17 protein-coding genes are annotated in these 19,403 nt (G+C 34.4%); 7 read left to right on the top strand and 10 right to left on the bottom strand.

Annotated elements, in window-relative coordinates; all coding sequences use genetic code 11:
- Positions 1-84: 84 nt before the first annotated feature.
- The 6 genes from CXF59_RS10390 to CXF59_RS10365 all read right to left on the bottom strand — a co-directional run bounded on the left by CXF59_RS10390 (position 85) and on the right by CXF59_RS10365 (position 6,325).
- Complete coding sequence (locus tag CXF59_RS10390) at positions 85-849, bottom strand: alpha/beta fold hydrolase (RefSeq protein ID WP_101137718.1); 765 nt, start codon at positions 847-849, stop codon at positions 85-87.
- A gap of 59 nt (positions 850-908) precedes the next feature.
- On the bottom strand, positions 909-1,244 hold the full coding sequence (locus CXF59_RS10385) for an NIPSNAP family protein (RefSeq protein WP_101137717.1): 336 nt from the start codon (positions 1,242-1,244) through the stop codon (positions 909-911).
- Positions 1,245-1,684: 440 nt separating this feature from the next.
- On the bottom strand, positions 1,685-2,071 hold the full coding sequence (locus tag CXF59_RS15405; RefSeq protein ID WP_101137716.1) for a DUF6122 family protein: 387 nt from the start codon (positions 2,069-2,071) through the stop codon (positions 1,685-1,687).
- 437 nt (positions 2,072-2,508) lie between these two features.
- A complete protein-coding gene (locus CXF59_RS10375; RefSeq protein WP_232758820.1) occupies positions 2,509-3,438 on the bottom strand; it encodes an APC family permease in 930 nt (309 codons plus the stop codon).
- 501 nt (positions 3,439-3,939) lie between these two features.
- Positions 3,940-5,784 carry a cystathionine beta-synthase gene (locus CXF59_RS10370; RefSeq protein ID WP_101137715.1) on the bottom strand — a complete coding sequence of 615 codons (1,845 nt, stop codon included), beginning with the start codon at positions 5,782-5,784 and terminating at the stop codon, positions 3,940-3,942.
- Positions 5,785-5,941: 157 nt separating this feature from the next.
- Entirely contained in the window at positions 5,942-6,325 is a 384-nt protein-coding gene (locus CXF59_RS10365; RefSeq protein WP_101137714.1) for a hypothetical protein, read from the bottom strand.
- A gap of 756 nt (positions 6,326-7,081) precedes the next feature.
- Here CXF59_RS10365 and CXF59_RS10360 point away from each other — a divergent pair.
- Positions 7,082-8,239: a hypothetical protein gene (locus CXF59_RS10360; protein WP_101137713.1), complete on the top strand. Its 1,158-nt coding sequence runs from the start codon at positions 7,082-7,084 to the stop codon at positions 8,237-8,239.
- Positions 8,240-8,901: 662 nt separating this feature from the next.
- On the top strand, positions 8,902-9,444 hold the full coding sequence (locus tag CXF59_RS10355; protein WP_101137712.1) for a pyridoxamine 5'-phosphate oxidase family protein: 543 nt from the start codon (positions 8,902-8,904) through the stop codon (positions 9,442-9,444).
- A 109-nt stretch (positions 9,445-9,553) separates the two neighbouring features.
- Here the strand turns inward: CXF59_RS10355 and CXF59_RS15765 are convergent, their stop codons facing one another.
- The 3 genes from CXF59_RS15765 to CXF59_RS10345 form a co-directional block, all read right to left on the bottom strand.
- Entirely contained in the window at positions 9,554-9,727 is a 174-nt protein-coding gene (locus CXF59_RS15765) for a hypothetical protein (RefSeq protein ID WP_198554680.1), read from the bottom strand.
- A gap of 521 nt (positions 9,728-10,248) precedes the next feature.
- Positions 10,249-10,917: an FAD-binding oxidoreductase gene (locus CXF59_RS10350; RefSeq protein WP_101137711.1), complete on the bottom strand. Its 669-nt coding sequence runs from the start codon at positions 10,915-10,917 to the stop codon at positions 10,249-10,251.
- Between the two features lie 12 nt (positions 10,918-10,929).
- The gene (locus CXF59_RS10345) at positions 10,930-11,124 is read right to left on the bottom strand and encodes a hypothetical protein (protein WP_198554679.1); all 195 of its coding nucleotides are present in this window, start codon (positions 11,122-11,124) and stop codon (positions 10,930-10,932) included.
- 1,002 nt (positions 11,125-12,126) lie between these two features.
- Between CXF59_RS10345 and CXF59_RS10340 the strand changes: the two genes are divergently transcribed.
- Positions 12,127-12,675 (top strand): hypothetical protein, encoded by a 549-nt coding sequence (locus CXF59_RS10340; RefSeq protein ID WP_101137710.1) that lies wholly within the window; start codon positions 12,127-12,129, stop codon positions 12,673-12,675.
- Between the two features lie 166 nt (positions 12,676-12,841).
- Here CXF59_RS10340 and CXF59_RS10335 read toward each other — a convergent pair whose 3' ends face one another.
- Entirely contained in the window at positions 12,842-13,708 is an 867-nt protein-coding gene (locus tag CXF59_RS10335; RefSeq protein ID WP_157824569.1) for a DUF4238 domain-containing protein, read from the bottom strand.
- Between the two features lie 416 nt (positions 13,709-14,124).
- Here CXF59_RS10335 and CXF59_RS10330 point away from each other — a divergent pair, with 416 nt between their 5' ends.
- The 4 genes from CXF59_RS10330 (at position 14,125) to serB (ending at position 19,156) form a co-directional block, all read left to right on the top strand.
- Complete coding sequence (locus CXF59_RS10330) at positions 14,125-15,450, top strand: trigger factor (RefSeq protein ID WP_101137708.1); 1,326 nt, start codon at positions 14,125-14,127, stop codon at positions 15,448-15,450.
- A 323-nt stretch (positions 15,451-15,773) separates the two neighbouring features.
- The gene (gene clpP, locus CXF59_RS10325; RefSeq protein ID WP_101137707.1) at positions 15,774-16,448 is read left to right on the top strand and encodes an ATP-dependent Clp endopeptidase proteolytic subunit ClpP; all 675 of its coding nucleotides are present in this window, start codon (positions 15,774-15,776) and stop codon (positions 16,446-16,448) included.
- Between the two features lie 76 nt (positions 16,449-16,524).
- On the top strand, positions 16,525-17,757 hold the full coding sequence (gene clpX, locus CXF59_RS10320; RefSeq protein ID WP_101137706.1) for an ATP-dependent Clp protease ATP-binding subunit ClpX: 1,233 nt from the start codon (positions 16,525-16,527) through the stop codon (positions 17,755-17,757).
- Between the two features lie 163 nt (positions 17,758-17,920).
- Positions 17,921-19,156: a phosphoserine phosphatase SerB gene (gene serB, locus CXF59_RS10315; RefSeq protein ID WP_101137705.1), complete on the top strand. Its 1,236-nt coding sequence runs from the start codon at positions 17,921-17,923 to the stop codon at positions 19,154-19,156.
- Positions 19,157-19,403 lie beyond the last annotated feature (247 nt).

The following is a 19,403-nucleotide window of genomic DNA, read 5'->3' as shown; positions in this document are numbered from 1 at the left end:
AAATCTTAAGACTTAATCATTCTTTTGGTCTGTAACATGGCTTTTAAAAGCGCAAAGTCAGGAGGCTTTTCCTTTATTTTTTTTTCAGTCCCCAATTAGAAATGTAACAGTTGATAGATGTGTTTCCCTTTCTCTGGCTAATGTAAAATGAGTTGCTTCTTTGATTTCTAAATATTTTCCATTGGGTAAAGTTTGAGCAACTTTTTGTCCTGTTCCAAGAACTAAATCCTTTTCACCACTTATGATCAGAGTTGGAATATTAATTCCAGCAGCTTTTTCGGCAGTAAGAGGTGGGTATTTTGCAAGACTAAAAGCAATCATAGCCTCTTTTTCTAATCCAATTTGTTTGAAAAAATTCCAATACGCAGAAATGTGACTAGGTAAATGACTTGGGAAAGTTTCATATGAAAGTAAATCTGCAAGACTAGGCAAAAGAGTTTCAAATATAAATGGAGGATCTCCAATGAGTCCGTCACCAGTAGCTATTAAGACGGATTTTGAAAAATACTCAGGATGGTTATTTAATAGATCAAGAGCGATCACCGTACCCATTGAATACCCGATTAACCCAATATTTTCCAATTTTAAATGATCAATTAGATTAATAACGTCATCTGCCAAGTTTGTTGTTCCGTAAAAATTTGGATCATTGCTTTTATCACTTTCACCATAACCACGAAAATCAATTCCAATTACTTGAAACCCATTTTCAGATAAACTTTTAATCCAACCCGTTTGAATATAGTTATAGTTGAAATCAACAATTGCTCCGTGAAGCAGTATTACAGGAATTCCAGTTCCATATACGCTATAGTTTATAGAAACAGTATTAGTAGTGAATTTTGGCATTTGCTTTTTCTTTATGGTTTAGTTTTAATGGTTGTAATAACTTTCACCAAAAATGTGCGTTAGTAAAATAATTTTGCCTTGTCAGTAACTCCCTCGAAAACTGGTTTTAGAAAATTTCGTTCGTAACTGATGATACATTTGGTGTCGTTAGCATACTTAAATGCTTCAAGACATCTTGGTGTGTTCTGAATTTTATTCCGATAAATTTCGTAATCTGCCAACGACGGAAAAGAAAAAGAAGCGTATCCTATATTATTTGCTCCTTCGTGAGGTAACAAATAGCCGTGATGTAGCCCACCCATTTCATTTACTAAGTCGATCCAAAGTTTCCCATAATGTTCAAAGTCGGCTATTTTAGCTGGGTCAATTATATATTTTATAAAACAGGTTGTCATAATTTTAATTTGTTAAGTGTTAGAAAGTTGGTATGTTTTGTCCGTCGGGATAGAATAAGTGCTACCTTTTTAAGATTTGATAAAGTGGGAACAATCTATACTGATATGGGTAGTTCGGTAGGATAAACAAGACTCTTCTTTCGCTATTTCAAATATATCAATTAATCTTACGAAAATTATTAATGTCTTGATTTTCTTTTATTGGTAGAATTGAAGGATGGAGTTGTTAGGTTGTGCTGACTTGTTTTAAAAAAAACAGTGTTATAGCTTCCTGATGTGGCGGCAATTTGGTTATCTTTTTTTTGTTTTAAATTTAAGTGCTGTTGCAAAATACAACCAACAAAAAACGCCATTAAAGTTAGTAGGGTTTAGCTTGACGTTATATTAGACAATGAGATATTTTTATATTAGAACTAATTTTATCTCTACTATTTTAACAGTTAAATTCTAATTAATTTTGAAGTTGCTTTTAAGAGTTCAATTGCTGGTGAACCTTCAAAACATTCTGCGCAGCGAGAATACATAAATAAGCAATCAATGAAATCAGTTAACATATGAAAGAGTAATCCAATTCCTATTATTCTAAAAGGCTTCCGAAAGAAAAGTAAAAGAACATAAATCAAAATAGCGTAATACGTATGGAAAAAGTGGAAATTAATGCTACATCTATTTGTTTCGAAAATTGGTTCAACTAGTAAATGATCTAAATCAACTAGCATTGTAGCTATCAGAATTAAATATGCTTTTTTCCATTCTTTTCTAAAGAAGATAAATGCAATAAAAAATGGAAATCCAAAGTGTAAAAAGTAGTGTGTAAATATCTGCATCTATTTCTTAGTATTTTTTTTTAGTTTGCATACAACATGTCGTGTGAGAATCGTTGCGAGTTTCGGAGTGCTTTCCTGGCAAGTAACAAGAAAGTTGAGGCGGACCGTAACCGTTAAAGATAGCGCTATTTTGGATATGTTTTTATTCGTTTTCATCATTTCTTCTTCATGCATTTTTCCATCTTTATCTGTATGTAATTTTATGAAAAAATATTTAAAAAAAAATTAAAATAATTCTAATATCGGTAACGAGGAGCAGAAATAGGTCATCCAAATATTTCATATATAAACGCCGCCAAAACAATAATATCTAGTAATTATTAAACTAAATTCAGCTATTTTTTTTTTTGATGTCTGAATAGACTCCAATGAATGGCAATATCCATTATTAAATAAAAAACAGCACCAATTGAGGAAATTCGTGTAAAATTAAATAGTTAGTAGTGTAGCTTAAGAAACCGTAAAAAGTAATCAAGGGTTTTAAGACTCTTCGCCCTATTTAAGTTAGGAACTGGTTTCATTTGACTTAACATTCCTAATACTCTAGAAGCTGAATAAATACTAGCAATAACTCCAGAAACAGTTGTTATGATGGTAAGAAAAATAGTTAATATATAGCCCCATTCACCAAATACAGGTTTTGCAGCAGCAGCAGCAGCCAATGCATAATCTTTTGCGACAACAATTTCTTCAACACTTAATCCGCGAGCAACCGATAGGGCTAAGGCTACATAAATGACTGTGCAGATTGTGATTGAAATAATATGAGAACGGCCAACATTTTTATGTGGATTTTTAATATCTCCCCCGTGATTAGTAATGGTTGTAAATCCTTTATAAGCAATAATAGATAAAGCCAATGTAGCAATGAAATTAAAACTCTCAGGTAAATATTGGCTATCCGAAGCAATATAATTAACAGTAATAGTGGGCAAACTCGAAATAACTAAGCCTGAAATTGCGAACAACGCAATACCTGCAACTTTAATAATGACAGTAAGGGCCGCAGTTGCTGCGATTACTCTGTTCCCATAAATATCTACAATGTAGGCTACTGCAATTAGAATAATACCCAATACTGAGGCGTAGCCTGCGTGCTCTTCTGGAAATAGTCGTAAAGCATAAGCACCAAAAGTACCTGCTACTAAACTTTTGGTAACCACCATTGAAATATACATTAAGAGAGAGAAAGATCCCAGTGCTATTCCTGGCCCATAAGCTTTTGTCAAAAACTTTGCGACACCTCCCGAATACTTATATGCATTTGAAAATTGAACATAAAAATAGGAACTAAAGGCGACAAATATCGCTCCGGCAATAAATGCAATAGGCAATAAATCACCTGCTAACTCTGCTATTTGTCCCATTAGCACAAAAATTCCCGTTCCAATCATTACGTCTGTCCCAAGGGATATAGAGGGTATTAATAAGAGTTGCTGCTTTTGTGATTTTTATTATTTTTATTGTCCTAATGGGGTACAACTTGTTGAGGTGTCTAATAAAGTGAGAGCAATCTCTACTGATATGGGTAGATGGGCCTGCCCAATAGTATCCTTCTTTCTTTTAAATGTAATAATTAGTGGTATTAAAAAAAGAAATACTGCATTTTTTTATGTTATTATAACTAATGAGAAACGCAGTTTCACAGGTTAGCCATCTCCTTTTTTTTGTTTAAATGACGTAGTAAAACACAAAACAAAACCAACAAAAAACACCATTAAATTTTCAGGCTTAATGGTGTTTGTAATTCATCAGATGATTTTTTAAAAGGGCAAAGTCAGGAGGCTTTGCGGTGACATCTCTGAGCGGTCATCGTATTTCGTGAAATTCGAGATGCAATCATCCTATCTCTGCAAGTATCGACTGAGTTAAATGTTTTCAACAAATTTTAAAAAGACTTTTTTATGAAGTTCAAGATCCATATTTGGAGAAAGTGATGCACGCACAATATAATCTTTGTCACCTTCTTTAGTGGTCCCTTGAGTAGATGTTGCAGGTACCGTCCAGTAACATCCTTTTAACTGCCCATAACTCACACAGAACTTACTTTCATTCGGGACTTCTGTAATCATTAAATTGATTAATTTAAGATTTAGTGCTCTCTTGTAAGCTTCTTTTTCTTCATCAGTATTCCCCTTTGTAGGTAGATCTAATGAAAAAACAGATGGGGTAAATCCTTGTTCTGCCAATGCTGAAGAAACAAAATTAATCTTTGCTTCTGGTAAAGTAGCATTGATAAAGTTTACAAATTCACGTGTATTCTTATAAGCATCAATAATTCTTTGATTCATTGAAGGCAATTGTTTGGCTAGTATTTCATATTGAAGATCTGTAGCCTCATTATCGCATAGGTCTAGATGCAACGCTATTTTTTCCATCAAAGCACCCGTTTTTTTATTTCCTACACAGTAGCCAGCAGTACATTGCCCACCACTAGGGAATTTAGATCCACTAGCAAATGAAATCGTTCTAACCGATGCAAGAATATCCTTTTCCCCTAAAAAGTGAACATTGGGGCAAAATGTTTGATCTAAAATAAAAACGGGATCTATCGCTATTGTGCCGGCAGCCGTTTTGCGTTCTTGACTTAAAACATTTTTTAAATCTATAAGATTTGGAACTTCAACTCTCGGGTTTGTTGGAATCTCAGCAATGATGTAAGGAACAGCGTTTTCATTAGCAATTTTAGTTAAAACGGTATCAATACTTTGCACCATGTCGTTATCACCATCCACTAGTAAATCTACTATTTCAACATTGTCAATGCAAGCAGCAACACGTCTTGCTTGGTCATTTGTTCCACCATAACAATTTGGAGGGACAATGATTTTAATCGCTTTTCCTTTATGTTTTTCAACGGCATCATGAATTAACCCCATTAAAATCGCATACTGAATAGATAATCCACTAGAAGCAACTAATGGCTTTATACTCGAATTCGTAATTGTTTTAATCGAATCTAAGACGGCTTTTTTATCTGCTTTAATATTACTTCCTGTAGTTTCAATAGGAGATTGTGCTACTAATGACTTCAAAGCCGTAAGAGAATCAGCAGGTGTCATTGCAATGGTTTCTCTTCTTCTTACATGCTGAATATCCGAGATGTAACTTTCGTTTTGGTTCCCATTTACAACTAAAATACTTCCAAGGTGACCATGTAGACTGATAGAAAAGTCAATATTTGCTTGGATATCAATAGTGCCAATTTTCTCTTGTTGGGAAATGAAAACGGTACTTCCATTAAATGCTGGAATAGCTTCTACGTTATCCACTTTCTTTAACTCAAAGTGATAACCATAAATATTTCTCACTACTTCAGCATCAAAAAAATCAGGTAGTTCACCAGTATATAGGATTTGGGTCTTTCTATTATCTAATAAATTTTTTCTTAGCACTGCCAAAACAGGGACTGTCTTTGACTCAAAACTGATAACGCTTTCTGCTTTTAGATTATTTTCCTTGGCAATTGACCATTCAAGCACACATGATAAAGGATGTCCTAGTCGAATATAGTCGTAAGCAGTAGGTAATGCATTTAAAGCTGAAGATTCAGAATTATTGTCATTGTATAAGGCTTCAAACTGATCTAAGAATTGCGTTTTAGCCAGTTTTTCGTCATAAATATCTAGACGATGCGTTGTTGTATTCAACCAGCCAGCTGGCATATTTTTTAATACCTCTTTTATATAATTTAGCATTTTATTGTCTTTCATAATTTTATCTTTAGAGAGACCGCAATTTACGTTATTTAGATTTATTTTATAGGGTTGCCAGCCGTTTTGTTGGTATTAAGCCTAACGGTATTGTATATGAAAAGGGGATGAGTTTATTGTCCTTTTTGTTTAATCGTATTTTAAAGTGAAATAGATTTTAGTACCGTTGAAATTCGTATTTATAATTTGTTGCATCTCTAAATTCGAAGTCAATATGTTTTTTATTGGCTAGTTTTTGAAGTTTTGAATATTCATAAAATCGTATTGTTTCCATTCTAGTTCCAGCTATTTCTTTTGTGTAACCATTAGTAGAATACTGAAATTTTTCTGTCCAAGGCTCCTCGAGGTCTTCGTTGCAATGAAGTCGTTTAATTTCTCTTCCTTTTGAATCGTAAAATACAGAGTCAGTTAGTTTTATTGCATTTTGTGGATTTGGATCATTAGTTGGAAACATTTCCCAACTGTCTGTCGTTATGACTTCTAGATTTCCAGTTTTATGATGTTTTCGAATGAACCGTACCGCGGAGTCCGATTCATACATGGTCTGTGTTTTCAGCTTATCTTTTGGATCGTATTCGTAAACTGAAAATTGTCTAACTACGCAAGTATCTTGTTTTTCGAAATAATCACAGTCGATTTCCTTAATTTTTTTTCCGTTCTGATACGCTATGCTAATAATTCTATTGCTTCTTAGATTTCCAAAGTTTCGTTCTAAGATTTTATTTTGATTTTTATCAAATTCAACAACTCCACTTATAGTTGAATTGGCTTCATTGTTATTGTACTTCGTTATTGATTTAATTTTTGTAGAACATCCAAGTATGAAAGTCAGTAGTGCTAATTAGATATTTTTTTTTCATAATAGCATTGTGTTTAACTTGTTGATATGTCTGATCAAATACTATTAATTTACTTTTTTATGTACCCAGAATAGTCTTACAAGTATCGTTCTTTTTCATTCCCTCAAATATAACAATTATTAGTACAGAATATTGATTTTCTGTTTTAATGAGGAGCAAGAAACAGAAGGTCAGTTTATTCATTTCTCTAAGCGGTTTTTTGATTCGAAGCTTCCTTTTTGCTCGTGAAGAGAAAGGTATTTGGGTGTTTTACAAGCTATTATCAAATGATAAAAATCAATCTTTTTTGTCTTGTTGTTCTGTTTAATATTGCTTTATGAGCTTGAAATCGTTGCTTACTTTCGTTCTGTTTTAAATCCTTTTCTATCAAATAAATTAGGAAATCAAGCTTTTATTTATCTATATTTGTTTAATGTTAATCTAAAAAAATTAAACAAATGAAACATTTAAGAAAAAGTTTACTCTCCATTGTCTTCATAATTCCATTTATTTTTAGCAGTTGTAGTAAAGATGATGCCCCATCAGTAACGGCTGTCAATTCTAAAGTCTATGACTTAGGAACCGTTGGTGCCGCTGGAGTTTCTGGAAAGGCTACCTTTATTGAAAATAGTGATGCCACAGTGAGTATAGAATTAGAATTACTCAATACTCCTCAAGGAGGATCTCATCCTGCGCACATTCACTTGAATAATGCTGCTGATGGTGGAGACATAGCCTTAACATTGAAGCCAGTTGATGGAACTACTGGAAAAAGTACAACAACATTCAAAACTCTTAATAATGGTAGTGCTATCACGTACCAAGCACTACTTGATTTTGACGGATATATAAATGTTCATTTGAGTGCTGACAATTTAGCGCTTGTTGCTCAAGGCGACATAGGTCAAAATGAATTAACTGGAAAAAAAATGAACTATGTATTAGCCCCGAAAGATGTTCCTAGTATAAGTGGTACTGTTGAATTAGCTGAGCGAAATAATGGAACTACATTGGTAACAATTAAACTTGTAGGTACCGGTAACCCACCAGGAGGGAGCCATCCTGCACACATCCATGATAATATGTCAGGTGATGTTATTGCTGCTTTGAATGATGTAAACGGAGACACGGGTATTAGTAAAAGCCAAGTTGCAAATTTAGTAGGAGGCGCTCCGATCACCTATACTCAGCTTTTAGCTCTTAACGCTTATGTTAATGTTCATTTGAATGATAGTGATGCTTTCAATACTATAGTTGCTCAAGGAAATATAGGTTCAAACGTAGCGGTTGCAGAGTCAAAAACATACAGTGTAACAGCTAATGGTACTTCGTCTTATGTTTTTAACGGCGAAGGGTTAACTAACTCAGATAATCCAAACCTTACGTTTAAAAGAGGTGGTACGTATAAGTTTAATTTAACTGTTCCTAATCATCCTTTCTTTATAAATATGAGTCAAGGTACGGGAACTGCAAGGGCTTATGGTGTTGGAGTTACAAGTAATGGAGCTGTAAATGGAACTATAACTTTTACTGTTCCTATGGATGCACCAGACACGCTGTATTACAATTGTCAGTTTCATCCTAATATGAATGGAACGATTACGATTACAAACTAGTGATACTATTGAATATTTAATTATAAAAATGGGGAGATGCTAAAACATCTCCCCGTTTTTATTTAAAATAGGGAGTGATATATACTGTTTTGATATAATGGTTTCGTGTAGTAGATAGATTTTGGAGTCGCTGGGATACTTTTGACAAAGAAGGTTGTGCGCAGTAATTAAATTATCGATGTTACTATTTTGTAGTAAGGAGTTAAGGCGATCATCTAGGGTTATACAATTGTATATGGCATATGATAGCATAATGTTGCTTTCTGTACTTAATTCAGTGGGAGCCTCTTCTGAAGTAATCTTTGTACCGATAGCTGTAGGACTTATTATTAGATTGCGGTCTCTTAAACTTGTATTTTGATCCGCTTGCTTTGTTAAGGTTTCCGTCTTTGTTGTTTATTTAAACGGTTTTATGATTCCATTTCTTTGACCAACCCATATTGGGTCTATATTAGGAATAGATACCGAATTAAAAGAGGTACTTTCTTTTTTAAAATAGAAGAAATAATCTTAATTTTATTAAAAATTTAAATTGCTGTCGTTTTTTAATTGAGACGAAAAAATAGGAAGCCTACCATAATAACTCCCTATTAAAATTCATTTATAAGTAGAAATATTTTAAGTGAATAAAGTATAATTTTGTTTTAATTAAATTAATAAAATTGAAAAATCAATACCTAGAAGAAGCGAAACGAGAACTAATTAACGGACACGCAAAAAAAGGACATCCTTTTCGATATTTTGTCTTGGCTACAAATGAAAATGGCAAACCAAGGCAGCGCACGGTTGTGTTGCGAAAGACATTACTGGACTTAAGTTTGGTGATCTATACCGACAAAAGAACTCAAAAAATAAAAGATATTCAAAATAATTCTGAATTTAGCGCCTTGTTTTATGATTCTAAAAAACTACTGCAAATTCGTATTGAAGGAAAAGCCGAATTAATAACTGACAAAGAACAAATTGCTGATTACTGGCACACGGTACAACAGGCATCTAAAAAAGACTATACCACAAGTATTGCACCTGGTAGTCCAATAAAAAACCCTGACGAGGTGAGTTACCAATCAGATGAAAATTATTTCTGTCCAGTAAAACTCGTACCCAATACAATTGAATATTTACGTTTAAATCGTCCTAATCATTTAAGGGTTTTGTTTTCTAGAATTGATGCCGATTGGTCTGGTGAATTTTTAGTGCCTTAATTTTTTTAATCCTGAGGGCGTAGAACAAATATTGTCTTCTACCCTTACATTAATTATTTAGCTTGTAAAAACAAGGGTTTGGAGATGAAAATAAAATCGGTAGTATTAGTTAAGCAACATTTTTAAAATTATTTTTCTGTCTCCAGAATTCTTCAAGTGTTTTGTAATCTAAAGTGGAAATCCTTTTTTTAGGGTTATACGAGATTTCAATGAATTCGAATCTATCGAGTTCCATTTGCTCTTTTGATATCAGCATATTATCATAAATCTGTTCCGTTTTCAAAGTCTTAAAAAAGCGCTAAGCTATTGCATTATACCAAAAATTCCCTTTTCGACTCATACTTCTTGTAATTATTTTATAGGAATCAATTATATTAGTAAACTTCTTGCTGGCGTATTTAACAACTCTGCCAGAATGAAATATCAATCTATTTATTTTGAATGATCAATTTCAGTGCTATATTGTAAATCATTCTAATTACTTATTAGAACGTCGCCACGAAGCATCATTTATGTTTGGTTTATTACTATTTTTTTAAAGATGCATAGTTTAGACAGGTGGTGATTTTGCAATAGTGGCTAAATAAGATTGGCACGAGTTTAAATAGCTATTCGCATGAAGCAATATCAATTGCTGGATGACCATACAATTGAATTTTATACTTTATTGGTGTGCATAAGATCTCGTTAAATAATACGAGACTGCGCTATCGTAGGGCATAAATACCTGTTGGCGGCCTCATAGTCGGGCACTATCGCCTTTAATTGTGCTGGCGAATTGGACTGACCAAACGATTGCTCGAACTATTTTTCGAAAATTACCGCATCGGTTTTTGCTCCTAACTGAGTGAGAGCCTCTGAAATGGCTGTTACAAACTGTGGCGGTCCACAAACATAAAAGTGTTGTTTAAAATTGTCTATTTTTTCTTTTAGAAAAGTATAATCAATCCTACTGTTTTCGTAGCCCTCTTTTTTTTCATCAGTGAGTGTGTTGATAAAATTTTTGTCGAGCATTTCTTTAAATTCTTTTTTCAGAATTATATCCTTTTCGGTTTTATTGGTAAAAATTAGTTTGTTATTTGCAATTTTACCGTCAGCTTGTAATTGCCTAAGAATAGCAATGAACGGGGTAATACCTGCACCTCCCGCAATGAACACTCCTTCGCCTTTATATTCAATTGCGCCCCAAACATCACGGATGATAAGTTCATCACCGTGCTTTAATTTTCCTAATTCTTTAGTAACTCCGTTGTGACTATCATAAATTTTAATTACGAATTCTAGATGTTTATTATCATTTAAACTTGTAAATGTAAAAGGTCGCTTTTCATTTTTAAGTGCAGGAGTGTTTATCGACACTTCGGTTGCCTGTCCCGGTGCGAATTTGAAACCTTCTGGCTTTTGAATTGTAAACCGCATTACATCATGCGTTACTGGTTCTACTGAAATTATTTTTACAATATGATTTTCCATGGTGTTTGTTTATTAGGGATTAGTTGTTGTTACGTCTTGTGCGATTCTTACTTCACCTGAAGTTTTCCTCAAATCTTTATCCAGTTGATACAGCGCATCACCTTTTGCATTTTCACCGCCTGCAATTTTAATTTTATCCATTAAACTGCTGGCAAGATTTTCTTCTTCTGTTTGCTCTTTTACGAACCATTGCGAGAATCGCCGCATTATCCTCTTTTTATGTTTACAATATTTCGTCTTTTTTTTCTCTATGACAATCGTCGTGTATTCCGAAATTAATTTATTTCATAACCATTTACGGTAGGTTTTAATGATGAAATGAATTGCTACACTTTAAAAATAAAGTTGTTTAAACGAATATTCTTTACACTATTTTGTATACAATTCTAAGATGGCTGTTTCTCGTAAAAGGTTTTTAGTGTAATGAAATTTTTCAGCGGAGAGCGAACATTGTCCTTAACGTCATCAAAGTATGATAAAGTGAGGCCAATCTCTACACGAGTAGATGGGGTTGACAAACAGCATTTTTTTTTCGGCTTACCAAATATAACAATTATTCGTGTAAAAAAAAATATAATGTACTGATTATCTGTGGTTAGTATAGGAGATAAATGAAATTTCAGCTAGCTTATTTTAATTTTTTAGTATAAGTTTCCTACTTCATTATCAAGGCAAATAGGATTGCATCGAGTGACTGTGTGAAGTATTGTCCCGCAGCATCGGGAGAGGGTTGTATGGTTTTGCCTGCGAAAGGTTGCCAGTTTTATAGGTTTGCTATCCGCTTTTTAAAAAATATCCAATCGCGCAGTTTTACCATAGTTGTTAGCGCATATCCGAGAGATCGGGTGCTGGACATTAACCCCATAAGCGATCTGCAATCGTTTTGAATGCGCAACGTTTCCATGGGACAACACCGCAAATTAATCACTAACAAGCATTGGTACACTGAAAAAATTACCAAAAAAAGAGAGGCGCACGTAAATAAATCGTAAATTTATATGAAACCAAAAAAAATCATCGTCTTGATAGTTAGTATTTTATAGCTTTCTTAAGTTCCGTTGATGATAAAAATCATTACTACATATTTCACGGGAATAATGGCTGTTCATCCAGGTATCCTTTGAAACTTAGTGGCAAGAAACAGATATTATTTATGGTTGAAGCCTGCTCAGTTACAAACTATTATATTTCGCAATTAAGCAATCGATAATGGGGGAAATTATAAAAACAGCTTGGGTAGCCGCTATCGTATTGCTATTATGCAGCTCTACGATCAGGGCGCAGCAAAGATACCAAACCAGGGAAGGGATGGTGGAGGTTATTGGCTCGTACAGGGATTCCAGAGTAATTGCCACCAGCGATCATTTGTTTATTGTAATCAATTATCAAACTGCCGAAATCGGATTATCGCTTGATCCAGCCACTTTACGCACCGAAACAGATTCGTTGAATGTCATACTGATAAACTCACCGCTAATGCCCGTAATACTAGAAGGAAAACTGAACATTCCCTACGTGAACACGTTACAGCAGCCAGATCAGGAACTGAATTTTACGGCACTACTTCACATGAATAAAATAGTGAAAACGATATATGCAAATGGGGCAATTAAACACAGTACGGGCAACGACAACTTTTCTTCCTTGCTTACACTAAATTTTAAATTGCGATTAAGCGATTTCGGGATTGTTTTGCTAGAAGGCTGGAGCGACGAGATAACGATACAGATTTATCAGGCGATGCTCAAAACCCAATGAAATAAAAACGGCTTTACCGGGAAAGTATCGGACATAAAATTATACAATAAAGTTTTAAATTTTTTTAAGTCTGTAACTTTTTACCGTATTTGCTTCTCTTTGTGGGCACAGGTGAATACCTGCGCTTACGCTTGCGCATTTCAGAGCGATCAGGGTGAGACGTGTGTTATGCGATGGCAGAATTTCTTTCAACAAAGTCTTTTAAATATTCTTCGTTTTCAGACGCCACTTTACTTTGAGAGTATCGAAGATTTAAACGATTGTAGTACTCTACGGCATTGAAGTCGCAATAAGTAATTGACGATGATGGTATAGATCTCTTTTTATAAAGTTTTGTTGAGTAAAAATTAACGTAAATCTTAATTGTTAAGGCCAAACCAACGTAAGCAATCTCTTTTATGTCTGGATTAAAGTATTCATTTATTTTATCTCTTTGAGTCGCTGCTCCAAAATCCGGAATAAAAAAATAATTAAATTGATCGGCAACTAAAATTTCGTACCTCAAATCTCCCATCTTTTCCAAAACTCCAGCTGCAATTTCCAAGTAGCTAGTCAAATTACTATATTTTACATGGTTTTGGAATTCTATTGACTTTTCAAAATCAGCTTTCAATTCTGGTGCAAACATTTCACTTAAACCTTTTAATGTTCCAAAAACAGCTTCATCCACTTCTTTTTTATGCTTTGGCGTTCGCATTTCGGCAATAATGCCATACTTAACGAAATATAGTAAAGCGTTGATAATTTCTTCGTTCTGTTTTTTATTAGAAATGAAGTGTTGAACTATTGAAACGTTTTTTGCAAAGTCTTTTTCAAAAAAATCATTTAACTCTCTTTCTAATGTTTCGTGATCAATTGTCCCATCTGAAAACCTTGAGTTGGAGTACTCTTCACTAAAAAGAGATTTCAATGTAGATTTAAAGAATATATTCTTCTGAAATTTATCATAGACATAGATTTTACCTTCACGGTTATTGAAGAAATTCTTGATGTGAACTTTTGAGATTATATGATGATTTTTTGGTACACTCATAACTACTATCGTATAACTAATATATATATATCTTACGTTATCAGACATGTCACCTTGAAAATGGGTAGATAGGTATGAAAGCCGTATTATCTTTTAATTCAAATATATAATAATTATCTTATAAATAATCAAAATGCGTTTTGTTGATGACTACTCAGTCTCGCGTGAAGGATTGCAGTGGAAATCCTTTTTTATCAAGCAGCGATAGCGGAATGATAAAAAGATTGCAGCGCAAAGCCTGACGCGCCGCAGTAAAACGCAGGCGCGGTACGCCCAAAACACACAAAACCCCATTGATTTTCAGCCGCATAATTTGCTGGAATTCAACTGTGAAGGTTCGATGGTAAAAAACTTGGTTGGCTTTGAAAAATTCATTAATTTTGCACTCTGAATTTATAATGTAAAGTAAAGACGAGATGGATATCAAAAGAGTAGCATTAGACGCTGTAAACGAGACGATTGTAATAACAGTGGTTCACATGGATTACAAAGGTCAAGTACAAAAAAGAATAAACGAAAAAATGCCTTTGGCTACCGTTAAAGGATTTAGAAAAGGGGCTGTGCCTAAAGATCTTGTTGAAAAACAATACGGTAAAGCAATAAAAGTAGAAGAAGTTACTAAAGTGGTTGATTTAGCTTTAGAACGTTTTTTACAATCAGAAAGATTAAACCTTTTAGGGACTCCGCTTCCTAAAGTAAACGAACATTTCGCTTGGGATGCTGAAGAATTAGTTTTTGAATATGAAATTGGATTAGTTCCTGATTTCGTATTGGACTTAGAAGCTAAAAACGACATCGTTAAATATGTAGTTACTGCTGATGCTAAGTTAGTCGACGGTCAAGTAGAACGCATCCAAAAACAATTTGGTACTGCAGTTGCTCAAGAAGTGGTTGTAGCAGGTGCTGATTTAACTGGAACGTTCACAAACGAAGAAAAAGGAATCAATAACGCAACAACAATCTCTTTGACTACTTTCAAAGACAAAGCGATTGCTGATAAATTCATCGGTAAAAAAGTGGGTGACGTTGTTACCGTAAACACTAAAGGTTTATTTGAAGATGCACATCAATTGATGGAGTTTTTAAAAGTAGATCACGATGAGGTTCATACACTAGAGGTTGATGTAGATTTCACTATCGAAGCAATTAACACAACAGAATTGGCTGAATTAAACCAAGAGTTGTTTGATAAGCTTTTCGGAGAAGGAGCTGTAGCTTCTCTTGACGAATTGAAAGCAAAAATCAAAGAAGATGCTGAAACTCAATTTGCAACACAAGCAGACCAAAAATTATTAGGAGATGTTACTGAGTTCTTAATCGAAAGCACAAAATTCGATTTGCCTACAGAATTTCTTAAAAAATGGTTGCAAACTGTAGGAGAGAAAAAATTATCTCCTGAAGAAGCAGAAGCTGAATATACACGTTCTGAAAAAGGATTGCGTTTTCAGTTGATTGAAGGTAGAGCAATGGCGCAAAGTGATATCAAAATCACTTTTGAAGACTTGAAAGCGTTCACTACAAAAAACATCAGAACACAAATGGCACAATACGGGCAAACAAATCCTACTGACGAAGAAGTTCAAGGAATTGTAGCACGCGTTTTGTCAAACCAAGACGAAGTAAAAAAATTATCAGATCAAGTAGTAGCTGAGAAATTGTTAGAATTGTTTAAAGAAAAAGCAAACCCAACAACTAAAGAAGTTACTTACGACGAATTTATTGCCGTTTCATACGGGGAGTAAATTCTAAAAAATTGATTATATTTGAGCGTCAAAAGAATATTCTTTTTGGCGCTCTTTTATTTAAATTAATTTGAGGAGCTTTTCGATAGCTATCGGGACCAGCTATACGTTACAAGTTCTTTATAGTGCAGCCTCTTTTGTAAGGTAAAAAAAGAGCTTTCACTGGTCGCTTTTTTTTACCAACAAAAAATAGTCAGCCCTTTCTAAGGCTTTTTACTTTTATCTGGGCTAAAAATAAGACAGTTTGACATCATTTGTAAAAAGGTATGACCTTTGCACTAACACTAACGAAGAGATAACATAAAACTTAGAACAAATATAATATGAACTACGGTAAAGAATTTAAAAAGTTTGCTACAAAGGACCAAGGAGTAAATGCCATGTATTACGATAAAATCGTTGCGGCAATGAATCCTACCAACATGACTCCTTACATTATCGAAGAACGTCAATTGAACATTTCTCAATTAGATGTTTTTTCAAGATTGATGATGGATAGAATTATTTTCCTAGGGACAGGAATTGATGACCAAATTGCAAATATCGTTCAAGCACAATTACTATTTTTAGAGAGTGCCGATGCTTCAAAAGACATTCAAATTTATTTGAATTCTCCAGGAGGAAGTGTTTATGCAGGATTAGGGATTTATGACACGATGCAATACATCAAGCCAGACGTTGCTACAATTTGTACAGGAATGGCAGCTTCTATGGGAGCGGTATTGTTATGTGCAGGTGCACCAGGAAAGCGTTCTGCTTTGCCACATTCAAGAGTGATGATTCACCAACCGTCAGGAGGAGCTCAAGGAGTTGCGACTGATATGGAAATCAACTTGCGTGAAATGTTGAAACTGAAAGATGAGTTGTATAAAATTATCTCTGAACACTCAGGACAAACATTTGACAAAGTGCATCAAGATAGCGAACGTGACTATTGGATGATTTCTGAAGAAGCAAAAAAATACGGAATGATTGATGAAGTGTTGAGAAGAAGTTAAATAAAAGTTAGATTTTAGAAGTTAGAGGTACGAATGGTAAATCTAACTTCTAACATCCAACTTCTAACATAAAAAGATGGCGAAAGAAAAATTAGAATGCTCATTTTGCGGAAGAAAAAAACCAGACACCAATTTATTGATTGCTGGGATTGATGCGCACATATGCGATAAATGTATTGAGCAGGCACATGGAATTGTTTTAGAAGAATTAAAATCAACTGGAAGTTCAAAATTAGCTGGGGATCTTATTTTAAAGAAACCAAAAGAAATTAGAGCGTTCTTAGATCAATATGTAATAGGACAGGACCAAACTAAAAAAGTCATGTCAGTTGCGGTTTACAATCATTACAAACGTTTGATGCAACAGCAGCTGGACGATGAGGTAGAGATTGAAAAAAGTAACATCATCATGGTGGGACAAACTGGAACAGGTAAAACATTAGTGGCTAAAACCATTGCTAAAATGCTTGACGTTCCTTTAGCTATTGTTGATGCAACCGTATTAACAGAAGCCGGTTATGTTGGGGAAGACGTAGAGAGTATCTTGACACGTTTGCTTCAAGCAGCTGATTATGATGTTGCTAAAGCCGAAAGAGGAATCGTTTTTATTGATGAAATAGATAAAATCGCCCGTAAGAGTGACAACCCGTCTATTACACGTGATGTTTCTGGAGAAGGAGTACAACAGGCGTTATTGAAGTTATTAGAAGGAACAGTTGTTAATGTACCACCTAAGGGAGGGCGTAAGCATCCAGACCAAAAATTTGTTGAGGTAAATACTCAAAACATTTTGTTTATCGCCGGTGGTGCTTTTGACGGAATCGAAAGAATTATTTCTAAAAGATTGAATCGTCAGGCAGTAGGATATTCTACATCAAAAAATGTGGACAATATCGATAAAGAGAATTTGTTGCAATACATTATTCCTAAAGACATCAAGGATTTCGGATTGATTCCGGAGATTATTGGTCGTTTGCCAGTATTGACACACATGGATCCTTTAGATAGAGAGACTCTTCGTGCGATTTTGACTCAACCTAAAAATGCGTTAATCAAACAATATCAAAAATTGTTTTTAATGGATGAGGTTGAATTTTCAATCACTGACGAAGCATTAGATTTTATTGTAGGTAAAGCATTAGAGTACAAATTAGGAGCTCGTGGATTGCGCTCTTTATGTGAGGCGGTCTTAACTGATGCCATGTATGAATTACCAAGTTCGGAGACTAAAAAATTGGAAATTGATGAAGCTTATGCAAATGAAGCTTTAAATAAGAATTTATTGAAGCGATTAGAAATTGCTTCTTAAAAATTACATATTTCTCAAATACGGAAGCCCGTTCATTCAATTGAACGGGTTTTTTTGTGGGTAATTTGAACTATTTGTTATTGTTTGAAAAAATAAAGAAGATTCTTTTTTATAAACAAATAGATTGCCGATTTTTGTTCCTTCTAAAATCAATAGAGATAAAATGGCAACAGAATGTAAAGAGATTATTTTATTAAAGGTTTCCGGACACGATAGACCGGGGGTTACTGCCGCTTTAACAGCAGTATTGGGCACGTACAATGCTATTGTGTTGGACATCGGACAGGCTGATATTCATGAAACATTATCTTTAGGTATTTTGTTCGAAATTGAAGCGGGTTCTTGCTCTGCCCCAGTTTTAAAAGATTTGTTGTTTAAAGGCTATGAATTGCAGGTTAAGGTTCGATTTGTTCCCATTTCTATTGATGATTATGAAAGTTGGGTAAAAACACAATCCAAACAACGGTATATCATTAACATTCTGGGAGAAACACTTTCTGCTAAGCAATTAGCTGCCGTAGCTAAAATAATGTCTGACCAAAACCTGAATATTGATGCTATTAAAAGATTAACGGGTAGGGCTTCTATTGTCATTAAAGAAGAATATCCTCGTTCTTGTGTGCAATTATCCGTATCGGGTACCATTGTAAACAAGGTTGCGATGACCGCCAGTTTTATGGAAATTTCCAGAACTTTGGATGTGGATATTTCTTTTCAAGAAGACAATATGTTCAGAAGAAATAGACGTTTGGTTTGTTTTGATATGGACTCAACTCTGATTCAAACCGAAGTTATTGATGAGTTGGCTGATTTGGCGGGTGTAGGAGAACAAGTAAGAGCCATTACAGAAGCGGCTATGAATGGCGAAATTGATTTTAAAGAAAGTTTTAAACAACGTATGGCTTTGTTAGAAGGCTTAAGTGAAGAGGTACTGCAAACAGTCGCTGAAAATTTGCCCATAACAAAAGGAGCACATCGTTTGATGAAAGCCTTGAAATATTACGGATATAAGACCGCTATTTTATCGGGAGGATTCACCTTCTTCGGTAATTATCTGAAAAAAGAATTGGGGATTGATTATGTTCATGCCAATGAATTGGAGATTATCGACGGTAAATTAACGGGTAAATATCTGGGCGAAATTGTAGATGGCCCAAAGAAAGCCGAATACTTGAGAGCCATTGCAGAAAGAGAAGGCATACACATTAATCAAACCATAGCTGTTGGGGATGGAGCAAACGATTTGCCGATGCTAAATTTAGCAGGTTTAGGAATTGCCTTTCACGCAAAGCTTACCGTAAAAGAAAGCGCAGAAAGTTCTATATCTAGCTTAGGCCTTGATGGTGTTTTATACTTATTAGGCTATCACGACAGGCATATTGACATGATGGAATTGTAAATTTCAGTTAGGAATAAGCGCTGCATATACTATGTAAGAGGAGCAATGGATACCAATTACACAAAATTTCGAACAGGGATGTAGTGAAACAAGCACAATTGCAACATAGCTACAGTTTTATAAAACAGAAAACCACTCGATTTGAGTGGTTTTTTTGTTTTAGTTTGGTTGTTATGTTGGTGAATATTTATTGCGTGCAAGGCTAGCAAGCTAACGAAGTATTTTTTTTTTGTGGCATGCGATAGAA

Origin of the sequence: Flavobacterium sp. ALD4 (genome assembly GCF_002836475.1) — a bacterium.
Classification (GTDB): domain Bacteria; phylum Bacteroidota; class Bacteroidia; order Flavobacteriales; family Flavobacteriaceae; genus Flavobacterium.
This window is presented reverse-complemented; position numbering and strand designations above follow the sequence as displayed.